This is a genomic window from Streptomyces sp. NPDC058880 (assembly GCF_042742535.1).
In the GTDB taxonomy this organism is placed as follows: domain Bacteria; phylum Actinomycetota; class Actinomycetes; order Streptomycetales; family Streptomycetaceae; genus Streptomyces.
This window is the reverse complement of the sequence record NZ_JBHYMC010000038.1, coordinates 22,167-40,585: the sequence shown is the minus strand read 5'-3', so window position 1 is coordinate 40,585 and position 18,419 is coordinate 22,167. Positions and strand designations below refer to the sequence as shown.

The following is an 18,419-nucleotide window of genomic DNA, read 5'->3' as shown; positions in this document are numbered from 1 at the left end:
CCGCGTACTCGTGCGGCAAGCCTTCCCCACCAGTGCCTTTCCGGCAAGGAGGATGTGCCCATGGCGAAGAAGATGACTCAAGAGGAATGGCGGGCATTTGTTTCCGATTCCGCCCGCACCGGAAAGCTCTGCACCGTCCGCGAGGACGGAAGTCCGCACGTCGCCCCCGTCTGGTTCGTACTCGACGGCGATTCCTTCGTCTTCAACACCGGGAAGGACACCGTCAAGGGACGCAATCTGGCCAGGGACGGCCGCGTCGCGCTCTGCGTGGACGACGAGCGTCCGCCCTTCGCCTACGTCATCCTCCAGGGCCGCGCCGAGATCAGCGACTACGCCGACGCCGCCGACGAGGTGCTCACCTGGGCGACCCGCATCGCCGCCCGCTACATGGGCGAGGCGGACGCCGAGGCGATCGGCCGCCGCAACGGCGTCCCCGGCTCGCTCCTGGTCCGTGTCCCGATCGACCAGGTGATCGCCGAAGCCCGGGTGGCCGACTGACCCACCCCGGTGGCAGGACCTGCTCACACGGAACCGGCCTGCGGCCCCACCGAGTCCAGCAGCCGGGCGGTGTGCACCCGCCCGGCATACTCGACCAGCCGGATCAGCACTTCCTTGCCCGAGTCCCTGTCCCGTGCGTCGCACAGCACCACCGGCGTCCCCTGTTCCAGGTCCAGTGCGCGCGACACGTCGTGCGCCCCGTACCGCCGCGCCTCCGCGAAGCAGTTGACGGCGACCACGAACGGGATGCGCCGGTGCTCGAAGTAGTCGACCGCCGGGAAGCAGTCCTCCAGGCGCCGCGTGTCGGCGAGCACCACCGCGCCGAGCGCCCCCGTGGACAGCTCGTCCCACAGGAACCAGAACCGGTCCTGCCCCGGAGTGCCGAACAGGTAGAGGGACAGACCGGACCGGATGGTGATCCGCCCGAAGTCCATCGCCACGGTCGTGCTCGTCTTCTGCTCGACGCCGCCCGTGTCGTCGACCATTTCTCCGGCCTCGCTGAGCTGTTCCTCGGTGCGCAGTGGCCGGATCTCGCTCACCGCTCCGACGAGCGTGGTCTTGCCCACCCCGAATCCCCCCGCCACGAGGATCTTCAGCGCGAGCGCGGCCAGTTCGGCGTCCTCCTCCACGGTCCCCGGCTCCGCGTCCGGACCGTCGCCGGCAGGTCCGCCGGATCCGGCGGTCAGATTGTCGTGGTGTCCCATCAAAGCGCTCTCAATCCCTCGATGACTTCACGCAGAATCCGCTCGTCCGGCAGCTGGGCGGGCGGCACCGGGCGGCTGACCTTGACGTGCCCGCCCTCCAGCAGGTCCCCGAGGAGCACCCGAACGACTCCCACGGGCAGGTCGGCGTCGGCGGCGAGTTCCGCCACCGACTGGGTCTCGGACCGGCACAGCCCCAGCAGTGCCCGGTGTTCGGGGCCGAGCAGGGACTCGGCCGCCTCGTCCGCGCCACCCTGCGGCTCCACCGCGACCAGGGCGATCAGGTCGAAGCGGACCCCGTGCGGTCCCGGCTTGGTACGCCCCCCGGTCATGGCGTACGGGCGGACGAGCGGGCCCGCTTCGTCGTCGTACCACTGGCCGTTCATGTGCCGGACCGCGCCCTCAGCCGGCGGCCGGCGGCCGCGCCGCGAACCGGGGCGGAGTGCAGAGGTGTTCGCCGACCCGCTTCACCAGCCGGGCCATCTCGTAGGCGATCAGGCCGATGTCGGCGCCGGCGGCGCTGAGCACGGCGAGGCAGGATCCGTCCCCGGCCGCCGCGACGAAGAGGAAACCCTCGTCCATCTCGACCAACGTCTGGCGCACACCCCCGGCCTGGAAGTGCCGTCCCGCGCCCTTGGCCAGGCTGTGGAAGCCGGAGGCCACCGCCGCGAGGTGTTCGGCGTCCTCCCGGCCGAGCGCACTGGAGGCACCCACCGCCAGGCCGTCGTTGGAGAGCACCACGGCGTGCCGGGCCTCGATGACCCGGTGCACCAGGTCGTCCAGGAGCCAGTCGAGCTCGCCCGACCTGCGGATGCCGTCGTGGCCGACCCTCTGGTGTTCGATCATCACGCTTCTCCTTCGCTGCCTGCGTGGGGGGAGTTCTCCTCGGAGCCGCGCAGCCATCCCGCCCGGTAGGCCGCCATCCGGTCCCGGACCTCCTGTGGGCTGCGCCCCGGCGCGTCCCCGGCCGGCCGTCCGGCGGCCTGCTCCTCGGGCGCGGGCGCCTCGCGGAGCTGGGGGACGAGGCTGGCCTGGCGTACCCGGCGCGGAAGTTCCGCCACGGAGGCGGAAGGGGATGCGGCGGCCTCCGTACGGAAGCCCGTGCCGACGGCGGCGCGCGGCCGCAGCGGCGCCACCGGCGCCGGGCGCGGTTCGTCCGCCGCTGCCGCGGGTGCCACGTCCCGTGCCGGAATGCCGCGCACGCCGTCCCGTACGCCGCTTCGCGCACGGTCCCGTACGACGGTGACCGCGGCGGGCTGCTGCACGGGCGCGCCCGGTTCCGCGGCCGGTGTGGGCGACGGGAGCGCGGCGCGGTCCCGGGCGCCCGGGGAATCCTCCCGGTGGCCGGGCTGCGGGCCCGCCGCGTCGGCGTCGTCGGTGCCGACCGCGGTCGCGGTGGAGGTCGCGGAGGCGGAGGTGGCGCTCTGGAGCACGGAGGTGGGCAGGAGCACCACGGCGGTGGTGCCGCCGTAGGGCGACGTGCGCAGGTGCACCTTGACGTCGTGGCGGGCCGAGAGCCGGCTGACCACGAAGAGGCCGAGCCGGTCGCTGTCGAAGAGGTCGAGGCCCTCGGACTGCTCGATGCGCCGGTTGGCGTCGGCCAGGGATGCGCGCCCCATGCCCAGTCCGCGGTCCTCGATCTCCAGGACGTAACCGGTGCCGACCGGTTCGCCGGTGACCCGGACCTTGGTGTGCGGAGGAGAGAACTGGGCCGCGTTCTCAATGAGTTCGGCGAGGAGGTGGGTGAGGTCGGCGACGGCCGCGCCGACCACCGCGGCCTCGGCGAGCCCGTGCACCTCGACGCGCGGGTAGTCCTCGATCTCCGAGACGGCGGCCCTGACGACGCTGGTGAGGGGGACCGGCATCCGCCAGGCCCGGCCCGGGGACGCGCCCGAAAGGATGATCAGGCTCTCCGCGTGGCGGCGCATCCTGGTGGTCAGGTGGTCGAGGCGGAAGAGGTCGCCGAGCTCGCTCGGGTCGTCGGCGCGCCGTTCCATCGAATCCAGCAGGATGAGCTGTTTGTGCACGAGGACCTGGCTGCGGCGGGCGAGGTTGACGAAGACCCCGGAGACCCCTCCGGCGAGCTCCGCCCGCTCGACGGCGGCGTTGAGCGCAGCCCGGTGTACGGTACCCAGTGCCTCGCCGACCTGGGTGATCTCGTCGTCGGCGGGCGGGCCGGCCGGGGCCTCGGCGGGCACGTCGACGTGCTCGCCGGCGCGCAGCCGATCCATCGCCTCGGGGAGTTTGCGGTGGGCGATCTCCAGGGCGGCGTTGCGCAGGGAGACCAGTTCGACGACGAGGACCCGGCCGATCCGGACGGAGATGGCGAGCGAGGCCGCGACAGCCAGCAGACCGAGCAGCACGGCGGCGCCCGCGGGGCTGAAGGCCCCCTCCGTGACGGGGTCGGCCCGGTCCGCGGCCGCGGTGTGGGCGGCCTCCTCGATCTCCCGCATCGAGGTGCTGACGCCGCTGTGGGCGGTCTCCCATCCGGCGGGCGCACCCCGGCCGTCCCGGGAGGTTCCGGCGGCGAGCGCCCGGTCCTCGGCGCCGGTCAGTTCGGCGTAGGCGGCGCTCTTGGCGACGGACCGCCAGGCGTCCTGCTGGGCGGCCGGCAGGTCGCGGGTCGCGGCCTCAGTGAGCGCGCGGCGGGACTCGATGGCGCCGGTCAGCTGCCGAAGCGTTTCGGCGCTACGCTGCCCCGGCAGGGCGAGTAGGGCGTCCTCTCGGGACAGGAGTTCCGCGGCCCGGGCGAATTCGAGCAGGACCCGCGCGTCGGGACCCAGCTCGGCGCTCTCGCCCCCGGAGAGGGAGCCGCCCACGGCGAAGGCGGCGTCGACCACCCGGGTGTAGATGGCGAAGGCGGCCTCGGGGGTGGCGCGACGGTCGGTGATGTCCTTACGGGCCGATTCCAGCGCCTCGGCCGCGACCACGAACGCGCCCAGACGGACCACCGTGTCGGGGCGGTAGCCACCGGAATCGGCGACGGTGTGGCGGTCTCCGAGCCGTAGGGCGCGGACGGCGCCGTCGGTGCGGCGGGCCTGCTGGTCCAGTGTGCCCGCGTCGGCCGCGGGATCGGCCAGGAGGCGGACGGCTGCTCGCCGTTCGGCCTGCAACTCGGTGACGGCGGCGGTGACGGGGGCGCGTATCTCGGAGTCGACCCGCTGGACTCGCCCCAGCCGGGCCATGTCCTGGGCGGTGTTGACGGTGGCGAAGGCCCAGAGCGCGAGGAGCGAGACGACCGGCACCATCAACAGGGAGAGGATCTTCGCGCGGACGGTGGCGGGGCGCAGTCGCGGCCGGGGGCCGCGCTCCCGGGGGACGCCGGAGCCGGGCGGGCGGGCGGCGTCCGACGGGCGCGGTCGCTGCTGCACCGGTTCCTGCGCTGGTTCCTGCGGCGGTTCCTGCGCTGGTTCCGCTGCCGGTGGCCCGGCGTGGGCCCGACGGCCCCGTGCCGGGGGCGCTGGCAGCCGCGGCGCCGCTGCGTCCGGTCTTCTGCGGGGTGTTCGCATGGGCTCCTCGTTCCGGGCGGTGCCCAGGGGTGCGGTCGGTCGGTGGGGGGAACCGCCGGTCCGTGGGATCACCGGCGGGACAGGCGGCGGGACGGGCGCGGCGCGCGGTCCCACGGAGGCGGGGGTCAGTGCGCGGCCACGGGCCGCTCCCCCGGGTGCCGGGCCGAGTCGGCGGCGGCCCGCTCGCCGACTCTGGGCGAGAGCGCGACGAAGGCGGCGGTGATGAAGAGGTAGGAGCCCAGTCCGACGGCGAGCGGGAAGACGAACTGCATCGCGTCGGCTCCGGGCAGGGCCTCGTCGGAGGGGCTGACGCTGACCGAGACGGCCGCCATCCCGGTGTAGTGCATGCTGCTGACCGCAGCGCCCATGAGGAGCGAGGCGGCGGCCACGGCCACCGGCGAGCTGATCTTGAGGGCGGCCCAGAGGGCGGCGGTGGCCGCGACCACGGCGATGACGACGGACAGGCAGACCAGGAGCGGGTCGTAGGAGATCTCGCCGTGCAGGCGCAGGGCCGCCATGCCCAGGTAGTGCATGCTGGCGACACCGAGCCCGGTGGTGAGGCCGCCCAGTACGAGGGAGCGGCCGCGCGCCGTGCCGTAGCAGACGGCGAACACGCCGGCGCCGACGACCAGCAGGGCGACGAGCAGGCTCAGGACGGTGAGCGGCACGTTGTAGTGGATCTCCGTGCCGGTGACCTCGAAACCGAGCATCGCGACGAAATGCATGGTCCAGATGCCGGTGGCGATGGCGGAGGCGGCGGTGAGGAGCCAATTGCGGCGGACGGTCCCGGTCGCGGCGAGCGCGCGGACGGTGCAGCGCAGCCCGAGGGCGGCGCCGATCGATGCCATCACGTACGACAGCACGGGTGTCAGCCAGCCGAAGGCGGCATGGTCCAGATGTCCCAGGTGTCCCATGGCCAACGGACGCTAGTCCGGGTGAGGGCGCGAACAGGGGGCGCATTTCGAAAGCAGCTGGAAGTGCTGGAATATGACAGAGCTACGTTCACGTTCGATCACCCCGCGTGCACCTTGCGTACGGGCCGCCGACACCTGGCGGTGCAGCGGTGGGGGATCATGTGCCCATGAGCGAGGACCACACGCACGTGCAGGAGTTCTTCGGGGCCCGGGCCGCCGGCTGGGACCGCAAGTTCCCGGAGGACGGACCCGCCTTCGCCGCCGCCGTGACCGAGTGCGGGCTGCGGCCCGGGGACCGCGTGCTGGACGCGGGCTGCGGCACCGGCCGGGCCCTGGGCGCGCTCCGGGCCGCCGTCGGCCCCGCCGGGACCGTGCTCGGCGTGGACCTGACCCCGCAGATGCTGGCGGCGGCGGTGCGGGCCGGACGCGCGGACGCGGGCGCGCTGCTGCTCGCCGACGTGGCCCGGCTGCCGCTGCGCGACGGATCGCTCGACGCGGTGTTCGCCGCGGGCCTCGTCGCGCACCTTCCCGACCCCGAGGCGAATCTGCGCGAACTGTCTCGGGTGGTGCGCCCCGGTGGCCGGCTCGCGCTCTTCCACCCGATCGGGCGGGCGGCCCTCGCCGCGCGCCAGGGCCGCCGGCTGACCCCGCAGGACCCGCGGGCCGAGCACAACCTCCGCCCTCTCCTGTCGGCCGCGGGCTGGGACCTGGGCTCGTACGCAGACGAGGACCACCGCTTCCTGGCGCTGGCCGTGCGGCGGGCGTGATGCCGGCCCCGCCACGCACCCGTCCGCCCGTCCGCCTGCCTGCCCGTCCGCCCGTCCGCCCGTCCGCCCGTCCGCCCGTCCGCCCGTCCGCCGCGACACGATGCCCCTACGGCGGCGGCGCACCCGGCCACCGCCGGGGGTGCCCGGGGTCAGGCCGGGGGCTGGGCATCAGCTCCGGTGGGTCGGCGCGGATGCGGCACAGGGCAGCCGCCCGACCCGGGCACCGGGAACGTGCCGAGCTCACCCACGTCGTAGCCGCCCCGGTAGCCCTTGATCTCCGGGTTCTGGCGGGCGTAGTGCGGGGCCCTGCGCGGCGGCAGCAGCCGGACCGCGCGGCCCCGCAGCCGCAGCGCCCCCCGCACCAGCTTCCGCACACCCGCGTGTGGGGTCTCGTACCGGAAAGCGTCGATCAGCGAGTCGTCGAGGAGGGCGATCCCCCCGCGGCGCATGGCGGGTGCGAGCGGCGCCGGATACCAGGACGCCATCAGGTCGAGGGTGGCGTCGGCGACCCTGCGGCCGCCCTCGTCCCAGCCGAAGTGGTCCGCTTCGTAGGCGTTCAGGGTGGTTTCGAACTCCTCGTAGGAGCCCGGGATGTCGGTGATACCGAGGTGTCGGCCGAGGGTGGCGTAGTAGTTGGCGCTCGCCCGGCGCTCGTGGTGCGTCATCGGGCGCCAGCCGTAGGCATCCAGCCAGCGCGACGGGATCACCACGAACGTGCACAGCACGTAGCGCATGTCGTCGTTGGAAATGTCGTAGCTGCGGTGCATCTGGTTGACGCGGCGGATCGCCGTGCGCGCGGTGTCGTTGTCGAAACCGTGCTCGACGACCGCGTCGAGGAGCAGCGCGGTGTCGTCGTAGCGCTTCTGGGCACGGTCGGTGAACTCGGCGGTCTCGGCGAGCAGGCCTCCGATGGCGGGCACGGCGTACGTCCGGAACAGCGCGAGCTCCAGGGCACGGGTGAAGTCCCAGGGGAACTCGTAGGTGGCGGTGAGCCGGTAGATGGCGAGGAAGTCATCGTCGGGGTCGAGCCGGAGGATCTCCCTCAGCCGGTCGTAACGCTGCACCGCGGGTCCCTTTCTGTGGCGGGTGCCCAACTCTACGTGCAGCGCGCGACCTTGGAAATCGTGGCCCGCAGGCTCTCGACGCGCGGGTTACCCGCTGGTTAAGGTGCGCCGACGAGAGAGCAGGGAGGCCAGGTGTCCGACGACGAGGGTGGCGGCTCGCTGTACGTGCTGACAGCCGTACTCCTGACCCCCGCGCAGTTCCCCGGCTTCCTGGGCGACGACTTCCCCGAGGCGTGTGCCCTGCTGGGCGTGGCGCCCGACCGGGAGGGGTACGGGCTGGTGCTGGGCCAGGACGAGGACGGCGCGCGCTGGACGGTCGTCGTCGACGACGTCTCGCTCGTGGCCGCGGCCATCGCCTCGTGGGACTGCGGCATGGAGTACGACCTGTCGCCCGACGAGCGGACGATCGTGGTCTCGCTGGCGGGCTGGCCGGTGGAGTTGTCGGTGGCCGCGCCGGGGATCCCGGCGCCGCACGATCCGGAGCAGGGGGCGGACGGTACGGGGCGGGTGCCGCTGGCACCGCCGTCGGCGGAGGCGTGGGGTCCGGTGCAGCGGCGGCTGGGGGCGGACCAGATCGCCAGGGAATGGGCCGACTGGCGCGAGCGCGTCGCCTCGGACGGCGGGGCCGCGGCCGCGGCTCACCCCGGGCTCGCACGTGCGCTGGAGGAGGCCCTGGAGTACACGCGGATGCCACCGCCGCCCGGCCGGGTGCGGTCCTCCTTCGCCGGCGAGGGGGCCCGGACGCTACGGGTGGACGGGCCCGGCTGGTCGCTGGTGGCCCGCACCGGTGAGGCGGCCTTTCTCCTCCTGGACGAGGAACCGGGCGAGGTGCTCATGGTCCCCCGGGAGGGGGATATCGACGTGCCGGACCTGTTGGCTGCACTCGACCGCGTGGCCGTCCGCCCGGCGTGACCCGGGCGGACCGGGGACGTGGGCGGACCGGGGACGTGGGCGGACCGGGCAGCGGTGTGCGGACAGGCGGACCGGGCGCTGGTCGTGCTCTTTCCGCATCGAGGCGGGAACGGGCCCGGCCGGCCGGACGTCCCACGGTGCCGGGTGGCACGGGCGGGCAGCCTCGGTGTGCGCCGGGGACTCGGCGCAGGGGACAACCCACCCGGCTCCCGAACGGAGTCCCCGGATTCCCCGAATAGTCGAATTCGGGCCATGCGGCGAGCCGCGACAGCCAGATCGGGCGCCCACCTTCATGAATGACCATTAATGATCGACACAATGGCGAAAAGCATCCATTACCGTCGGTAGTTTAACGAGTCAACTAATGAAATCCGGTCAGGGCGACTGAAAATCGCTCTGGATCCCCCTCCTCCGGAATGATCGAATCGGCCAGTCACGCGGCTCGAAGGGTGCGCACCTCACCCCCACGCACATTCCCCGATGGAGGCCACTCTTGAATTGCATGTCGTACCTGGACCTACACCGGAAGGTCGCACAGGACATCGACGCGGAGATCGCAACCGCTCTGGACCGGCTCGGACTCGTCGCGGCGACGACCAGGAAATCCGTGGCCAAGCTCCTCGAACAGCGCAAACTGAGACATCCCCTTTCGGTGCTCCCCCTGCTCACGCACGCCATAGAAACGGGAAACCCAGGGCCGGCGGTGCCACTGTCCGCAGTGCACCTGCTGTGGTGGACCTCGGCTTGCTATCTCGACGACCTGGCCGACGCCGACGGCGCGTCCATCTCGGGCGAGCTCACCGAGGACGAAGCACTGCTCGCCGCCGTCATCACCGGAAACGCACTGCCCGTTCAGATCATCCTGGCGCAAGATCTCCCGGAGGCGACGCGCGGGGCGCTGATAAGCGAGATTCTCGACGGCTGGATCATAGGAGCCGACGGCCAGTTAGACGACATGCGCGGAGACATTCGCAGCGCCTCCCGCATGTCAGTAGTGGAGACGTACCGCGGCAAATCCGGCGCCCCGTTCGGCATGATCACGGCCATGGCCGCCTTATTCTCGGGCACCACGGGCGAAAAGGTCGCCCTGTGGCGTGAATTCGGATACGTCTTCGGAATCCTGTGGCAGCTCTTCAACGACCAGGAGGACATCCTGTCCGGCCGCGACGAGGACCTTCTCAACGGCACGGTGACCTACCTGCTCGCCTCCGTCATCGAGGACGCCTCACCCCTCTCCCGGGATCACATCCTGGGACTGTGCGCCGCCGCGAGCCGGTCACATCCGGCCAGGCTCGAACTCGCGAGCCTCCTGCGGACCCCCGCCGCCCTCGACCGCTACCGTGCCGAGATCGACTGCTTCCGCGCGGAGGCCTACCGGATCCTGGACGAACTGGGCGGCGACGAGACCTACCAGTCGGTCCTGCGCAACCTCGTGGACCACGCGTCCCAGATGCTGCTCGAAGCGGATTTCACGCCGGCCTTCGTGAGCGGCGCGGCCTGAGCCGGGTGGGCGGGCCGGCGCCGCAAGCCCGCCCCGCGGCCGCACCGGCCCCGCACCACGGCCGCGCCGTCCGGGCTCCGTACACCGGCCGGAGCCCGGCGCTTCCACCGATCGGCCCTCACGTCACAGAGCACGCCACGCACTGCGCGCCCGCGTCACTCGCCTGACGTCAGGCGTCAGGCGTCCCCTGTCAGCGGCCGATCTGCTTTCTGGACAGTCCGCGCACCCGACGCCTCTGGGACGGATCCAACAGGAGGTAGGCCGCAGCCGGCACCCCGATCAGAACCAGCAGGCCCGCCCAGAAGCCCACCGCCCAGAACAACACGATGGCTGCCACGACTCCGGCAACCGCGACCTTTCCGCCATTGGACATCTGCGGACACCTCCTTGTGACGTCGACCACTACCCCCTCAACGCGCGGCCCGGACCACGCGTTCCCGGGTGCCGGGTCGAGGTGCCCGCGGCCACCCCCACCCCCGTGAGGCGCATGTGCCGCGTGTGGGCCTCCCCTCCAGCCCGCACTCCCCCGGCGCACCGTTCTCCCCCGGCCGGCACCAGCCCCTCGGTGACCGGGGCGACCTCACCCTGCCTCCGCTCCCGGACCTACCCCAGGCCCCGGTGGATCCCGTCGGGCCGGTCGCCGCCGGACCCCGCAGCGGCGTTGGAGGCCGATGCGGGCGGGCTGAAGCCGCGCTCGCCGGGCCGCCTCCGGTGGAGCACGGTCCGCCCGAACAGGCCGGAGCCTGCGCGGACCGTCCGGCCCGGTCCGGACGGGATCGGGCCGGCGTCTGCCCCGCGCCGTGGCCGACGTAGCGCTTGCCGGGGCACGGTGCCGGGACGACGATGAGGGCGCTCCGGGTACCGCGGCACCACAGGAGGGTGAGATGGGCGACCGGAAACCGTCGGTGGCGCTGCCGGACGGGGCCGATCCGGCGGCCCGCTCGCGCGAACTGCGCCGGGCACACGACGCGTTCACCCGGGAGGGCCGGGTGGATGCCCCGGTCCGGTCGGTCATCGCGCGATCCTGGCGGCGGTGTGCGCGGGCCCGGCTGAGCCCGGAGTGCACACCGCGGGTGGAGCTGGCGGAGGCGGAGCTGCGTCCGTACCGGGAGGAGCACCCGCTGGCCCGGGTGATGCCGCTGTTCCGGGAACTCGTCGGCGCCTTCGCCTCCCACGGGGCGCACCTGCTGGCGGTGTGCGACGCGCGGGGCAGCCTGCTGTGGGTGGAGGGAGAGGCGGGCACGCTGCGTCGGGCTGAGGGCCTGGGCTTCGTCCCCGGAACACGCTGGGCGGAGAGCACGATGGGGACCAACGCGCCCGGCACGGCGGTGGCGTTGGACGAGGCCGTGCAGGTCTTCGGGGCGGAGCACTTCAGCCGCCGGGTGCACCCGTGGACCTGTGCAGCAGCGCCGGTGCGGGACCCTCGGACGGGCGGACTGCTGGGCGCGGTGGACATCACCGGCGGCGACGGCCTGGCGCACCCGCACTCCCTGGCGTTCGTACGTGCAGTGGCCCGGGCGGCGGAGGCCCAGCTGGCCCTGCTCGACGAGGGGCGGCCGGGCGCGCCGGACCGGCTCACGGCCCTCGGGCGGGACGAGGCGCTGCTGGTGACCGGGGGCCGGCAGCTGCGACTGGGCCGTCGGCACAGCGAGATCATGGCCCTGCTCGCGCAACACCCCGAGGGCCTGTCCGGTGAGGAACTGGCGATCGCCCTCTACGAGGACGAGTCGGTGTCACCGGTGACGCTGCGCGCCGAGATGTCCCGGCTGCGCACGCTGCTGGGCTCCTCGGCACCGCTGTCGCGCCCCTACCGCGCGGCCGGTCCGCTGGACGCGGACTTCACCCTCTTGACACGGCAGTTGGCGACCGGTGCCGTCTCCGCGGCCCTCCACCGCTATCCGGGTCCACTGCTGCCGGCCTCCACGGCTCCCGGGGTGGTCCGGCTGCGACGGCGGATCGAGGAGCAGGCGCGGGCGGCCGTCATCGCGCGGGCCGACGCCGGGCTGCTGGCGGACTGGGTGTGCAGCGCGTGGGGCGCGGAGGACCCGGAGGCGTGGCGGGCGCTGGCGGCGGCGCTGCCGCCCGCAGGGAGGGCGTCCGCGCTGGCCCGGGCCCGCTCCCTGGACCGCGAGCTGGCCGCCCGGCCGGACCGGCGCGGACGCCGTGCAACGTATCCGCAACCCGCCCGCTCCTAGCCTCCCCCGAGCGCTGTCCGACGGCGGCCGGCGCCCGGCAGGAGGAGGACACCATGGCCCGTTACGCTGCGCCCGGCACCGAGGGGGCGCTCATGTCGTACGCGTCCCGCTACGACCACTTCATCGGCGGCGCGTACGTCGCCCCTGCCGGCGGGCGGTACTTCGCGAACCCCTCCCCGGTCAACGGCCAGACCTTCACCGAGGTCGCCCGGGGCACCGCCGAGGACGTCGAGCGGGCGCTGGACGCGGCACACGCGGCGGCCCCGGCCTGGGCCCGGACCTCGGCCGCTGACCGGTCCTCGATCCTGCTGCGCATCGCGGACCGGATGGAGCAGAACCTGGAGGCCCTCGCGGTCGCGGAGACCTGGGAGAACGGCAAGCCGGTGCGCGAGACCCTGGCGGCCGACCTTCCCTTGGCCATCGACCAGTTCCGCTACTTCGCGGGCGCGCTGCGGGCGCAGGAGGGCGCGCTCAGCCAGATCGACGAGGATACGGTCGCCTACCACTTCCACGAACCGCTGGGCGTGGTGGGGCAGATCATCCCGTGGAACTTCCCGATCCTGATGGCCGTGTGGAAGCTGGCACCGGCGCTGGCGGCGGGCAACACCGTGGTCCTCAAGCCAGCCGAACAAACCCCGGCATCCGTCCACTACTGGCTTGGCCTGGTCGCGGACCTGGTGCCGCCGGGGGTGGTGAACATCGTCAACGGCTTCGGGGAGGAGGCCGGCAAGCCGCTCGCCTCCAGCCCGCGCGTGGCGAAGATCGCCTTCACCGGGGAGACGGCCACGGGCCGGCTGATCATGCAGTACGCGGCGGAGCACCTGAAGCCGGTGACCCTCGAACTCGGCGGCAAGAGCCCGAACCTGTTCTTCGACGACATCTGGTCGCAGGACGACGACCTGCGCGACAAGGCCCTGGAGGGCTTCACCATGTTCGCGCTCAACCAGGGCGAGGTGTGCACGAACCCCTCCCGCGCCCTGATCGAGCGGGGCCGGTACGGAGACTTCCTCGACGCGGCCGTCGCACGCACCGAACTGATCGTTCCCGGGCATCCGTTGGACACCGACACGATGATCGGCGCCCAGGCGTCGGAGGAGCAGTTGAAGAAGGTCCTGTCGTACGTGGAGATCGGCCGGCAGGAGGGCGCGAAGATCCTGACCGGGGGCGCCCGCATCGACCACGGAGGCGACCTGGCCGGCGGATTCTACGTCCAGCCGACCGTCTTCGAGGGCGACAACCGCATGCGGATCTTCCAGGAGGAGATCTTCGGGCCGGTGGTGTCGGTGACCGCCTTCGAGGACTTCGACGACGCCGTGCGCATCGCGAACGACACGGCGTACGGCCTGGGGGCGGGTGTCTGGACGCGGGATGTCAACACGGCCTACCGGGCGGGTCGCGCGATCCAGGCGGGGCGCGTCTGGACGAACTGCTACCACGCCTACCCGGCGCACGCCGCCTTCGGGGGATACAAGCAGTCTGGCATCGGCCGGGAGACCCACAAGATGATGCTGGACCACTACCAGCAGACGAAGAATCTCCTCGTCTCGTACTCGCCGAAGAAGCTCGGCTTCTTCTAGGAGCCCGAAAAACGGCGCCTGACCTGGGCTTTTACCCGTCAGGCGCCGTCGGCTCGACCCGCTCGACGCGGACATTGTTTTTTTACTGTTCCTGCCAGTTCCTCCCAGCCGTATCCCACTCCAGACCGGCTGTTCCGGACCAATCACGGACCAAACCTCGCTCACCGGGCGGGTGGCCTGCCTCGGTGAGGCTCTGCCATTGGCTGCCCAGACCCCAGGTGCGTCCGGCTCCGATCGCCGCGAGGGTCACCAGAACCGCCGCGTACAGGACGTGATAGTCCACCAACGGATTCGTGGACATGCTGAGGCTGCCGTCCGATAGGTGCCTGGCAGGGGGCCACTCGGGGGCCCACATGAGCGCCATCATCGTGGTGCCCGCACCAGCCGCGACGTGTAGGGCGACGCCGCTCGCCAAGGCGAGACCGATGCCGAGCAGTCCCAGCATGAAGGTCCAGTCGGCCCAGGCCGCCCCGGCCCAGGAGTGGAACGTCTCCTCCAGCGGCCCGGCAGAGACGTGGCTCAGGAAGCCTTTGGAATGTCCCCGCACGGAGGGCGCGGGCCATGAGGGCGAACGGCCTACGCCGCGCCGCCAATGGTCCGTCAGGGCCGCGCGGTTCACCGTCGATCTCGGAAGCGGGGGCAGAGTGCCGGGGGCCGGAAGGTTAGCTCTCGCCACTGTGAGGGCCCTGTTGGCCGAGAGAGGGGCCGACAGGCCCCTGGGAGCCCGCTGCACCCTTCGGAACAGTGAGGTCTGCACGGGGCAAGGAGCCTCGTGGACGACGGACAAGGGAGGTGAGTGCCATGGCGGGTCTCGTTGCCATCGGCGCCATCACATCGATCGGTCTGGGCGCCATCCTCACGTTCGCTGTGGACTGGCAATGGCGCACCGCCGACCGGCCGCTGGTCGGACTGATCATGATGGCCGTCGGCCTCATCGCTCTCGCTACCGCCACGAGCCTGGACCGTCAGGGCAGCGGTACCGGAAGGCCGACTGGCCTGTGATCGTCCCTGCCCTGGGCAGAAGTGCCCTTGGGAGCTGGCCGGAGCTGCCCCGGTGAGGACCGGCTGCCGACACGCGACGCATCAAAGGCGGGCACATGTACTCCCCCGGATACCGATTCTCCACCAGGGGCACCGAAGGGACCAACGGACCTGGCGACCAGGCCCCTCGGCTCCTGTGGGCCCTGCTGGCAGGGGAGTTGACTGGACGGAGTGGCAGGGAAGCACCTCGCTCTTGGAAGGGCATGGCCATGACGAACGAAACCCAGAGCTCCCATGCCTATCTGGTCGGCGGAGGAATCGCCTCGCTGGCCGCGGCGGTCTTCCTCGTACGGGACGCGGGAATGCCCGGCGAGAACATCCACATCCTGGAGGAACTGCCGCAGACCGGTGGCGCACTCGACGGCAGTGGTGCACCGGACACCGGCTACGTCGCCCGGGGTGGCCGAATGCTGGAGGACGAAGCCTACGTCTGCTTGTGGAACCTCCTGGCGGCAATCCCCACGCTCGGCAACGACACCGTGTCCGTCCTACAGGAGACCGAGGAGTTCAACGCGCGCTGGCTCACCCACGCCAACGCCCGGCTCATCGACGCCTCCGGCCGAATCCTCGACGCCTCCGAGCTGGGCTTCACCACTGCCGACCGGGTGGAGATGGCCCGCCTGCTCGCCCTGCCCGAGTCCGTCATCGGCGCGCGCCGGATCGAGGACTTCTTCTCCGAGCACTTCTTCACCACCAACTTCTGGGCGATGTGGCGCTCCACCTTCGCCTTCCAGAACTGGCACAGCGCCATCGAGCTCAAGCGCTACTTCCTGCGCTTCCTCCAGGAACTCCCCCGTATCCACACCCTCGCCGGAGTACGGCGCACGCGGCTGAACCAGTACGACTCGATCGTTCTGCCGGTACAGGCTTGGCTGGAACGGCAGGGAGTCCGCATCGAGCACGGAATCCGAGTCACCGACGTGGAGTTCGCCGTCGGCGAGGCCGGCGAGCGCCGGGCCGAGCGCATCCTCTTCGAGCGGGACGGCACAGCGGGATCGTACGGAATCGGGCCGCGGGACTACGCGTTCATCACCATCGGCTCCATGACCGCGGACGCCCGGTACGGAGGCGACGACACCGTCCCCGAGCTGGTCCGCGACAAGCGCGACGGGGCCTGGAACCTGTGGGAGACGCTGGCCCGCAAGGCCCCGGACTTCGGTCGGCCCGGATCCTTCAACGGCAACGTCGACGAGGCCAAGTGGGAGTCGTTCACTCTGACGATGCGCAGCCCGGCACTGCTCAAGCGGATCGAGGAGTTCTCAGGCAATGCCCCCGGCACCGGGGCGCTGATGACGTTCAAGGACTCCCGGTGGCTGATGTCGGTGGTCGTGCCCCACCAGCCGCACTTCGCCGGCCAGCCCGAAGACGTCTTCACCCTTTGGGGGTACGGGCTGTTCGTGGACGAGCCGGGCGAGTTGACCGGCAAGAAGATGTCGGAGGCCACGGGACAGGAGATCCTCATCGAACTGCTCGGGCATCTCGGCTTCGACGACATCGCCGACGAGGTGTGCGCCACCACCGCCGTCACGACCGTGATGATGCCTTACATCACCAGCCAGTTCGAGCGCCGTGACATCCACGACCGGCCGTTGGTGGTCCCCTCCGGGTCGGCCAACTTCGCCTTCCTCGGTCAGTTCACCGAGATCCCCGAAGACGTCGTCTTCACCGTCGAGTACTCCGTCCGCGGGGCGATGCACGCGGTGTACGAACTGCTGGTCGTCGACAAGGAGGTTCCGGCCGTCTACCACGCACTGTCCGACCCGTTGACGGCGCTGCGGGCCCTCAAGGCCGTCTTCGCCTGAGCTGCGGCTCGCCTCTCCCAACCGCACGGCTTGCCGTCCCGGCCCCGGAGGTCCTTCCGTGTTCCCCCCGTAGCAACCTCGCCACCCGATCTCGGGGTCCGGCGATCCCGGGCGATCACCGTTGGTCTCGACGGATCTCGCGAAAGCCTGGCCCCGTCGCCTGGGCCGCGGACGAAGCGCGCCGACGCGGTCTCGCCCTTCGCCTGCTGCACGTGTGGGGCCTGGAACCGGACGTCCATTCACGACTCATCGGCTCTCGTCCCCGGCAGGAGCCGTACGACGCGGACCCCGCTCCACGGCCGAGCGGATACGGCGCACGCATCCGGGCCTGGACGTGGTCGCGCAGGAGCTGTGCGGAGAGCCAGCCACCGTTCTGTGCGGGGCCGCCGAGGAGTCCGAGCTGTTGGTGTTCGGTTCCCGCGGTCTGGGCGGGGTCGCCGGGTTCGTGTCCGGTTTGGTGGCCCTGTCCGTGGTCGCCCGTACCCGGCATCCTGTCGTCCTGGTTCCGGGCCGCGCTCCGATCCCGAACGGCGGCATCGTCCTCGGCCTGGACCTCTCGCACCCGTGCGACGAAGTTCTGGACCACGCCTTCTCCCGGGCCCACCGGCTCGGTCCCCACACCGGAGGTATGACCCGTACGGTCCTACACCACTGCCGGACACCGGTGGCTGTAATCCCCCACGACTGACCCTTCACAGCGCTCCCCATCGCCGTTGCCCGCGTTCCCGCTGTGAGGGACGCGGGCTGCTTCGCGTAGCAGGTGCTTGGTGACCGGTGTGAGCACCGCGCACGTCCGTGTCCGGCACAGCCACTGTCCGGCCGGGCGACGTAGGACGTTCGGCCCATTCCCCGGGTCTGCTGGACCATCGTTCCCCCACGGTACGGAAGGGAAGGGTGGGACACACACCGCCGACGACGGTATTCGCCCCATAGGCTCCGGAGGAAACACCATGTCACGTACGGTCATTGCGGGAATCGACGGATCCCCTGCATCTCTTGCCGCCGCCGAGTGGGCCGCCCGGGAGGCCCGGCGGCGCCGGCTCCCCCTCAAGCTGTTGCACGCCATGGAGGAGTGGATCCCATCCTACGGATACACGACGCAGACCGAGTCCACCCCGTCACCCCAGTACTGGGCTGAGCGCATCCCCCGGGAGGTCGCGCTGCAGTTGACCGAGCGGCACCCCGGCCTGGAGATCACCACGGAGCAGGTGGACGGGCGGCCGCTGACCGTCCTGGTCGCTGCCGCGCAGGAGGCCGAGGTACTGATACTCGGCTCGCGCGGGCTTGGGGCGATGACCGGTTTCCTCGTCGGATCCGTCTCCCAGGCCGTGCTCGCCCACGCCGAGTGCCCGGTCGTGGTCGTGCGGCCGGGCGACTGGCTGAACGCCGACTGCCTGCCCGTATCCGGCAGTGACGGGGCACGGAGATTGGTCGACCGGTCGGTCGTGCTCGGGCTGGACCTCTCCAACCCGTCTGCCGAGCTCCTCGACCACGCCTTCGACGCGGCGGCCGTACGCCGGGCCCCACTGCACGTGATCCACCGCTGGAACATGCCGCCCGCCTTCGCGTTCGACCCGACGCTGCTCGCGCCCGAGGTGCGCGACGGCATGGCGACCTCCACGGCGACGGCGCTCGCCGACGAACTGCGGCCCTGGCGCGACAAGTACCCCGAAGTCCGTGTCGAAGTGGACTGCTCGGTGGGGCAACCCGCCAACCAGCTCGTCGAAGCCTCGGCAGACGCCTCACTGGTCGTCGTCGGCCGGCGGATACGCCGCTCCGCCATCGGCACCCATCTCGGCCCGGTCGTCCACGCTGTCCTCCACCACGCCACAGCCCCGGTCGCGGTCGTACCGCACGCTTGAAGCGATCACGTGTGCCGGGTTGCCCTGACCGTCTGCGGCTGACCGCAGACCTGGGAGCAACCCATGCGCGCCGAGC

At 71.8% G+C, this 18,419-nt stretch carries 17 protein-coding genes and 1 pseudogene; 10 read left to right on the top strand and 8 right to left on the bottom strand.

Annotation, left to right across the window (positions count from 1 at the left end):
- Positions 1–60: 60 nt before the first annotated feature.
- Positions 61–498, top strand: coding sequence for a PPOX class F420-dependent oxidoreductase (locus ACFW2G_RS21240; RefSeq protein WP_384452785.1), 438 nt, complete (start codon positions 61–63; stop codon positions 496–498).
- A 23-nt stretch (positions 499–521) separates the two neighbouring features.
- Here the strand turns inward: ACFW2G_RS21240 and ACFW2G_RS21235 are convergent, their stop codons facing one another.
- The 5 genes from ACFW2G_RS21235 to ACFW2G_RS21215 form a co-directional block, all read right to left on the bottom strand.
- Positions 522–1,202 (bottom strand): ATP/GTP-binding protein, encoded by a 681-nt coding sequence (locus ACFW2G_RS21235; RefSeq protein WP_384452782.1) that lies wholly within the window; start codon positions 1,200–1,202, stop codon positions 522–524.
- On the bottom strand, positions 1,202–1,585 hold the full coding sequence (locus ACFW2G_RS21230) for a DUF742 domain-containing protein (RefSeq protein WP_384452779.1): 384 nt from the start codon (positions 1,583–1,585) through the stop codon (positions 1,202–1,204). Before ACFW2G_RS21230 ends, ACFW2G_RS21235 begins: the two co-directional genes overlap by 1 nt.
- A gap of 16 nt (positions 1,586–1,601) precedes the next feature.
- Positions 1,602–2,045, bottom strand: coding sequence for a roadblock/LC7 domain-containing protein (locus ACFW2G_RS21225; protein WP_384580030.1), 444 nt, complete (start codon positions 2,043–2,045; stop codon positions 1,602–1,604).
- Complete coding sequence (locus ACFW2G_RS21220; protein ID WP_384580028.1) at positions 2,045–4,708, bottom strand: nitrate- and nitrite sensing domain-containing protein; 2,664 nt, start codon at positions 4,706–4,708, stop codon at positions 2,045–2,047. The genes ACFW2G_RS21225 and ACFW2G_RS21220 overlap by 1 nt, the downstream gene beginning before the upstream one ends.
- Positions 4,709–4,833: 125 nt before the next feature.
- Positions 4,834–5,613: an MHYT domain-containing protein gene (locus tag ACFW2G_RS21215; RefSeq protein WP_384452831.1), complete on the bottom strand. Its 780-nt coding sequence runs from the start codon at positions 5,611–5,613 to the stop codon at positions 4,834–4,836.
- 176 nt (positions 5,614–5,789) lie between these two features.
- Here ACFW2G_RS21215 and ACFW2G_RS21210 point away from each other — a divergent pair, with 176 nt between their 5' ends.
- Positions 5,790–6,389: a class I SAM-dependent methyltransferase gene (locus ACFW2G_RS21210; RefSeq protein WP_384580025.1), complete on the top strand. Its 600-nt coding sequence runs from the start codon at positions 5,790–5,792 to the stop codon at positions 6,387–6,389.
- Between the two features lie 149 nt (positions 6,390–6,538).
- On the opposite strand, the gene ACFW2G_RS21205 is transcribed toward ACFW2G_RS21210, so the two are convergent.
- Complete coding sequence (locus ACFW2G_RS21205; RefSeq protein ID WP_384580023.1) at positions 6,539–7,453, bottom strand: oxygenase MpaB family protein; 915 nt, start codon at positions 7,451–7,453, stop codon at positions 6,539–6,541.
- 132 nt (positions 7,454–7,585) lie between these two features.
- On the opposite strand from ACFW2G_RS21205, the gene ACFW2G_RS21200 reads away from it, so the two are divergent.
- Together ACFW2G_RS21200 and ACFW2G_RS21195 are read left to right on the top strand one after the other, a co-directional pair.
- A complete protein-coding gene (locus tag ACFW2G_RS21200; protein ID WP_384452764.1) occupies positions 7,586–8,365 on the top strand; it encodes a hypothetical protein in 780 nt (259 codons plus the stop codon).
- A 502-nt stretch (positions 8,366–8,867) separates the two neighbouring features.
- The gene (locus ACFW2G_RS21195) at positions 8,868–9,866 is read left to right on the top strand and encodes a polyprenyl synthetase family protein (RefSeq protein ID WP_037921644.1); all 999 of its coding nucleotides are present in this window, start codon (positions 8,868–8,870) and stop codon (positions 9,864–9,866) included.
- Positions 9,867–10,056: 190 nt separating this feature from the next.
- Here the strand turns inward: ACFW2G_RS21195 and ACFW2G_RS21190 are convergent, their stop codons facing one another.
- On the bottom strand, positions 10,057–10,239 hold the full coding sequence (locus ACFW2G_RS21190) for a hypothetical protein (protein WP_037921642.1): 183 nt from the start codon (positions 10,237–10,239) through the stop codon (positions 10,057–10,059).
- Positions 10,240–10,750: 511 nt separating this feature from the next.
- Here ACFW2G_RS21190 and ACFW2G_RS21185 point away from each other — a divergent pair.
- Positions 10,751–12,061, top strand: a complete 1,311-nt coding sequence (locus tag ACFW2G_RS21185) for a GAF domain-containing protein (RefSeq protein ID WP_384580021.1) — start codon at positions 10,751–10,753, stop codon at positions 12,059–12,061.
- A gap of 53 nt (positions 12,062–12,114) precedes the next feature.
- A complete protein-coding gene (locus ACFW2G_RS21180; protein ID WP_384580018.1) occupies positions 12,115–13,638 on the top strand; it encodes an aldehyde dehydrogenase family protein in 1,524 nt (507 codons plus the stop codon).
- 187 nt (positions 13,639–13,825) lie between these two features.
- Here ACFW2G_RS21180 and ACFW2G_RS21175 read toward each other — a convergent pair.
- Positions 13,826–14,173 (bottom strand): annotated as a pseudogene (locus ACFW2G_RS21175) (hypothetical protein); the annotation flags it as partial.
- A gap of 266 nt (positions 14,174–14,439) precedes the next feature.
- Here ACFW2G_RS21175 and ACFW2G_RS21170 point away from each other — a divergent pair.
- The 4 genes from ACFW2G_RS21170 (at position 14,440) to ACFW2G_RS21155 (ending at position 18,343) form a co-directional block, all read left to right on the top strand.
- Positions 14,440–14,640 carry a hypothetical protein gene (locus ACFW2G_RS21170; protein ID WP_384452752.1) on the top strand — a complete coding sequence of 67 codons (201 nt, stop codon included), beginning with the start codon at positions 14,440–14,442 and terminating at the stop codon, positions 14,638–14,640.
- Positions 14,641–14,888: 248 nt separating this feature from the next.
- Positions 14,889–16,481 (top strand): oleate hydratase, encoded by a 1,593-nt coding sequence (locus ACFW2G_RS21165; protein ID WP_384580015.1) that lies wholly within the window; start codon positions 14,889–14,891, stop codon positions 16,479–16,481.
- A gap of 214 nt (positions 16,482–16,695) precedes the next feature.
- On the top strand, positions 16,696–17,169 hold the full coding sequence (locus ACFW2G_RS21160) for a universal stress protein (protein ID WP_384580013.1): 474 nt from the start codon (positions 16,696–16,698) through the stop codon (positions 17,167–17,169).
- Positions 17,170–17,431: 262 nt separating this feature from the next.
- Complete coding sequence (locus tag ACFW2G_RS21155; protein ID WP_384580011.1) at positions 17,432–18,343, top strand: universal stress protein; 912 nt, start codon at positions 17,432–17,434, stop codon at positions 18,341–18,343.
- Positions 18,344–18,419 lie beyond the last annotated feature (76 nt).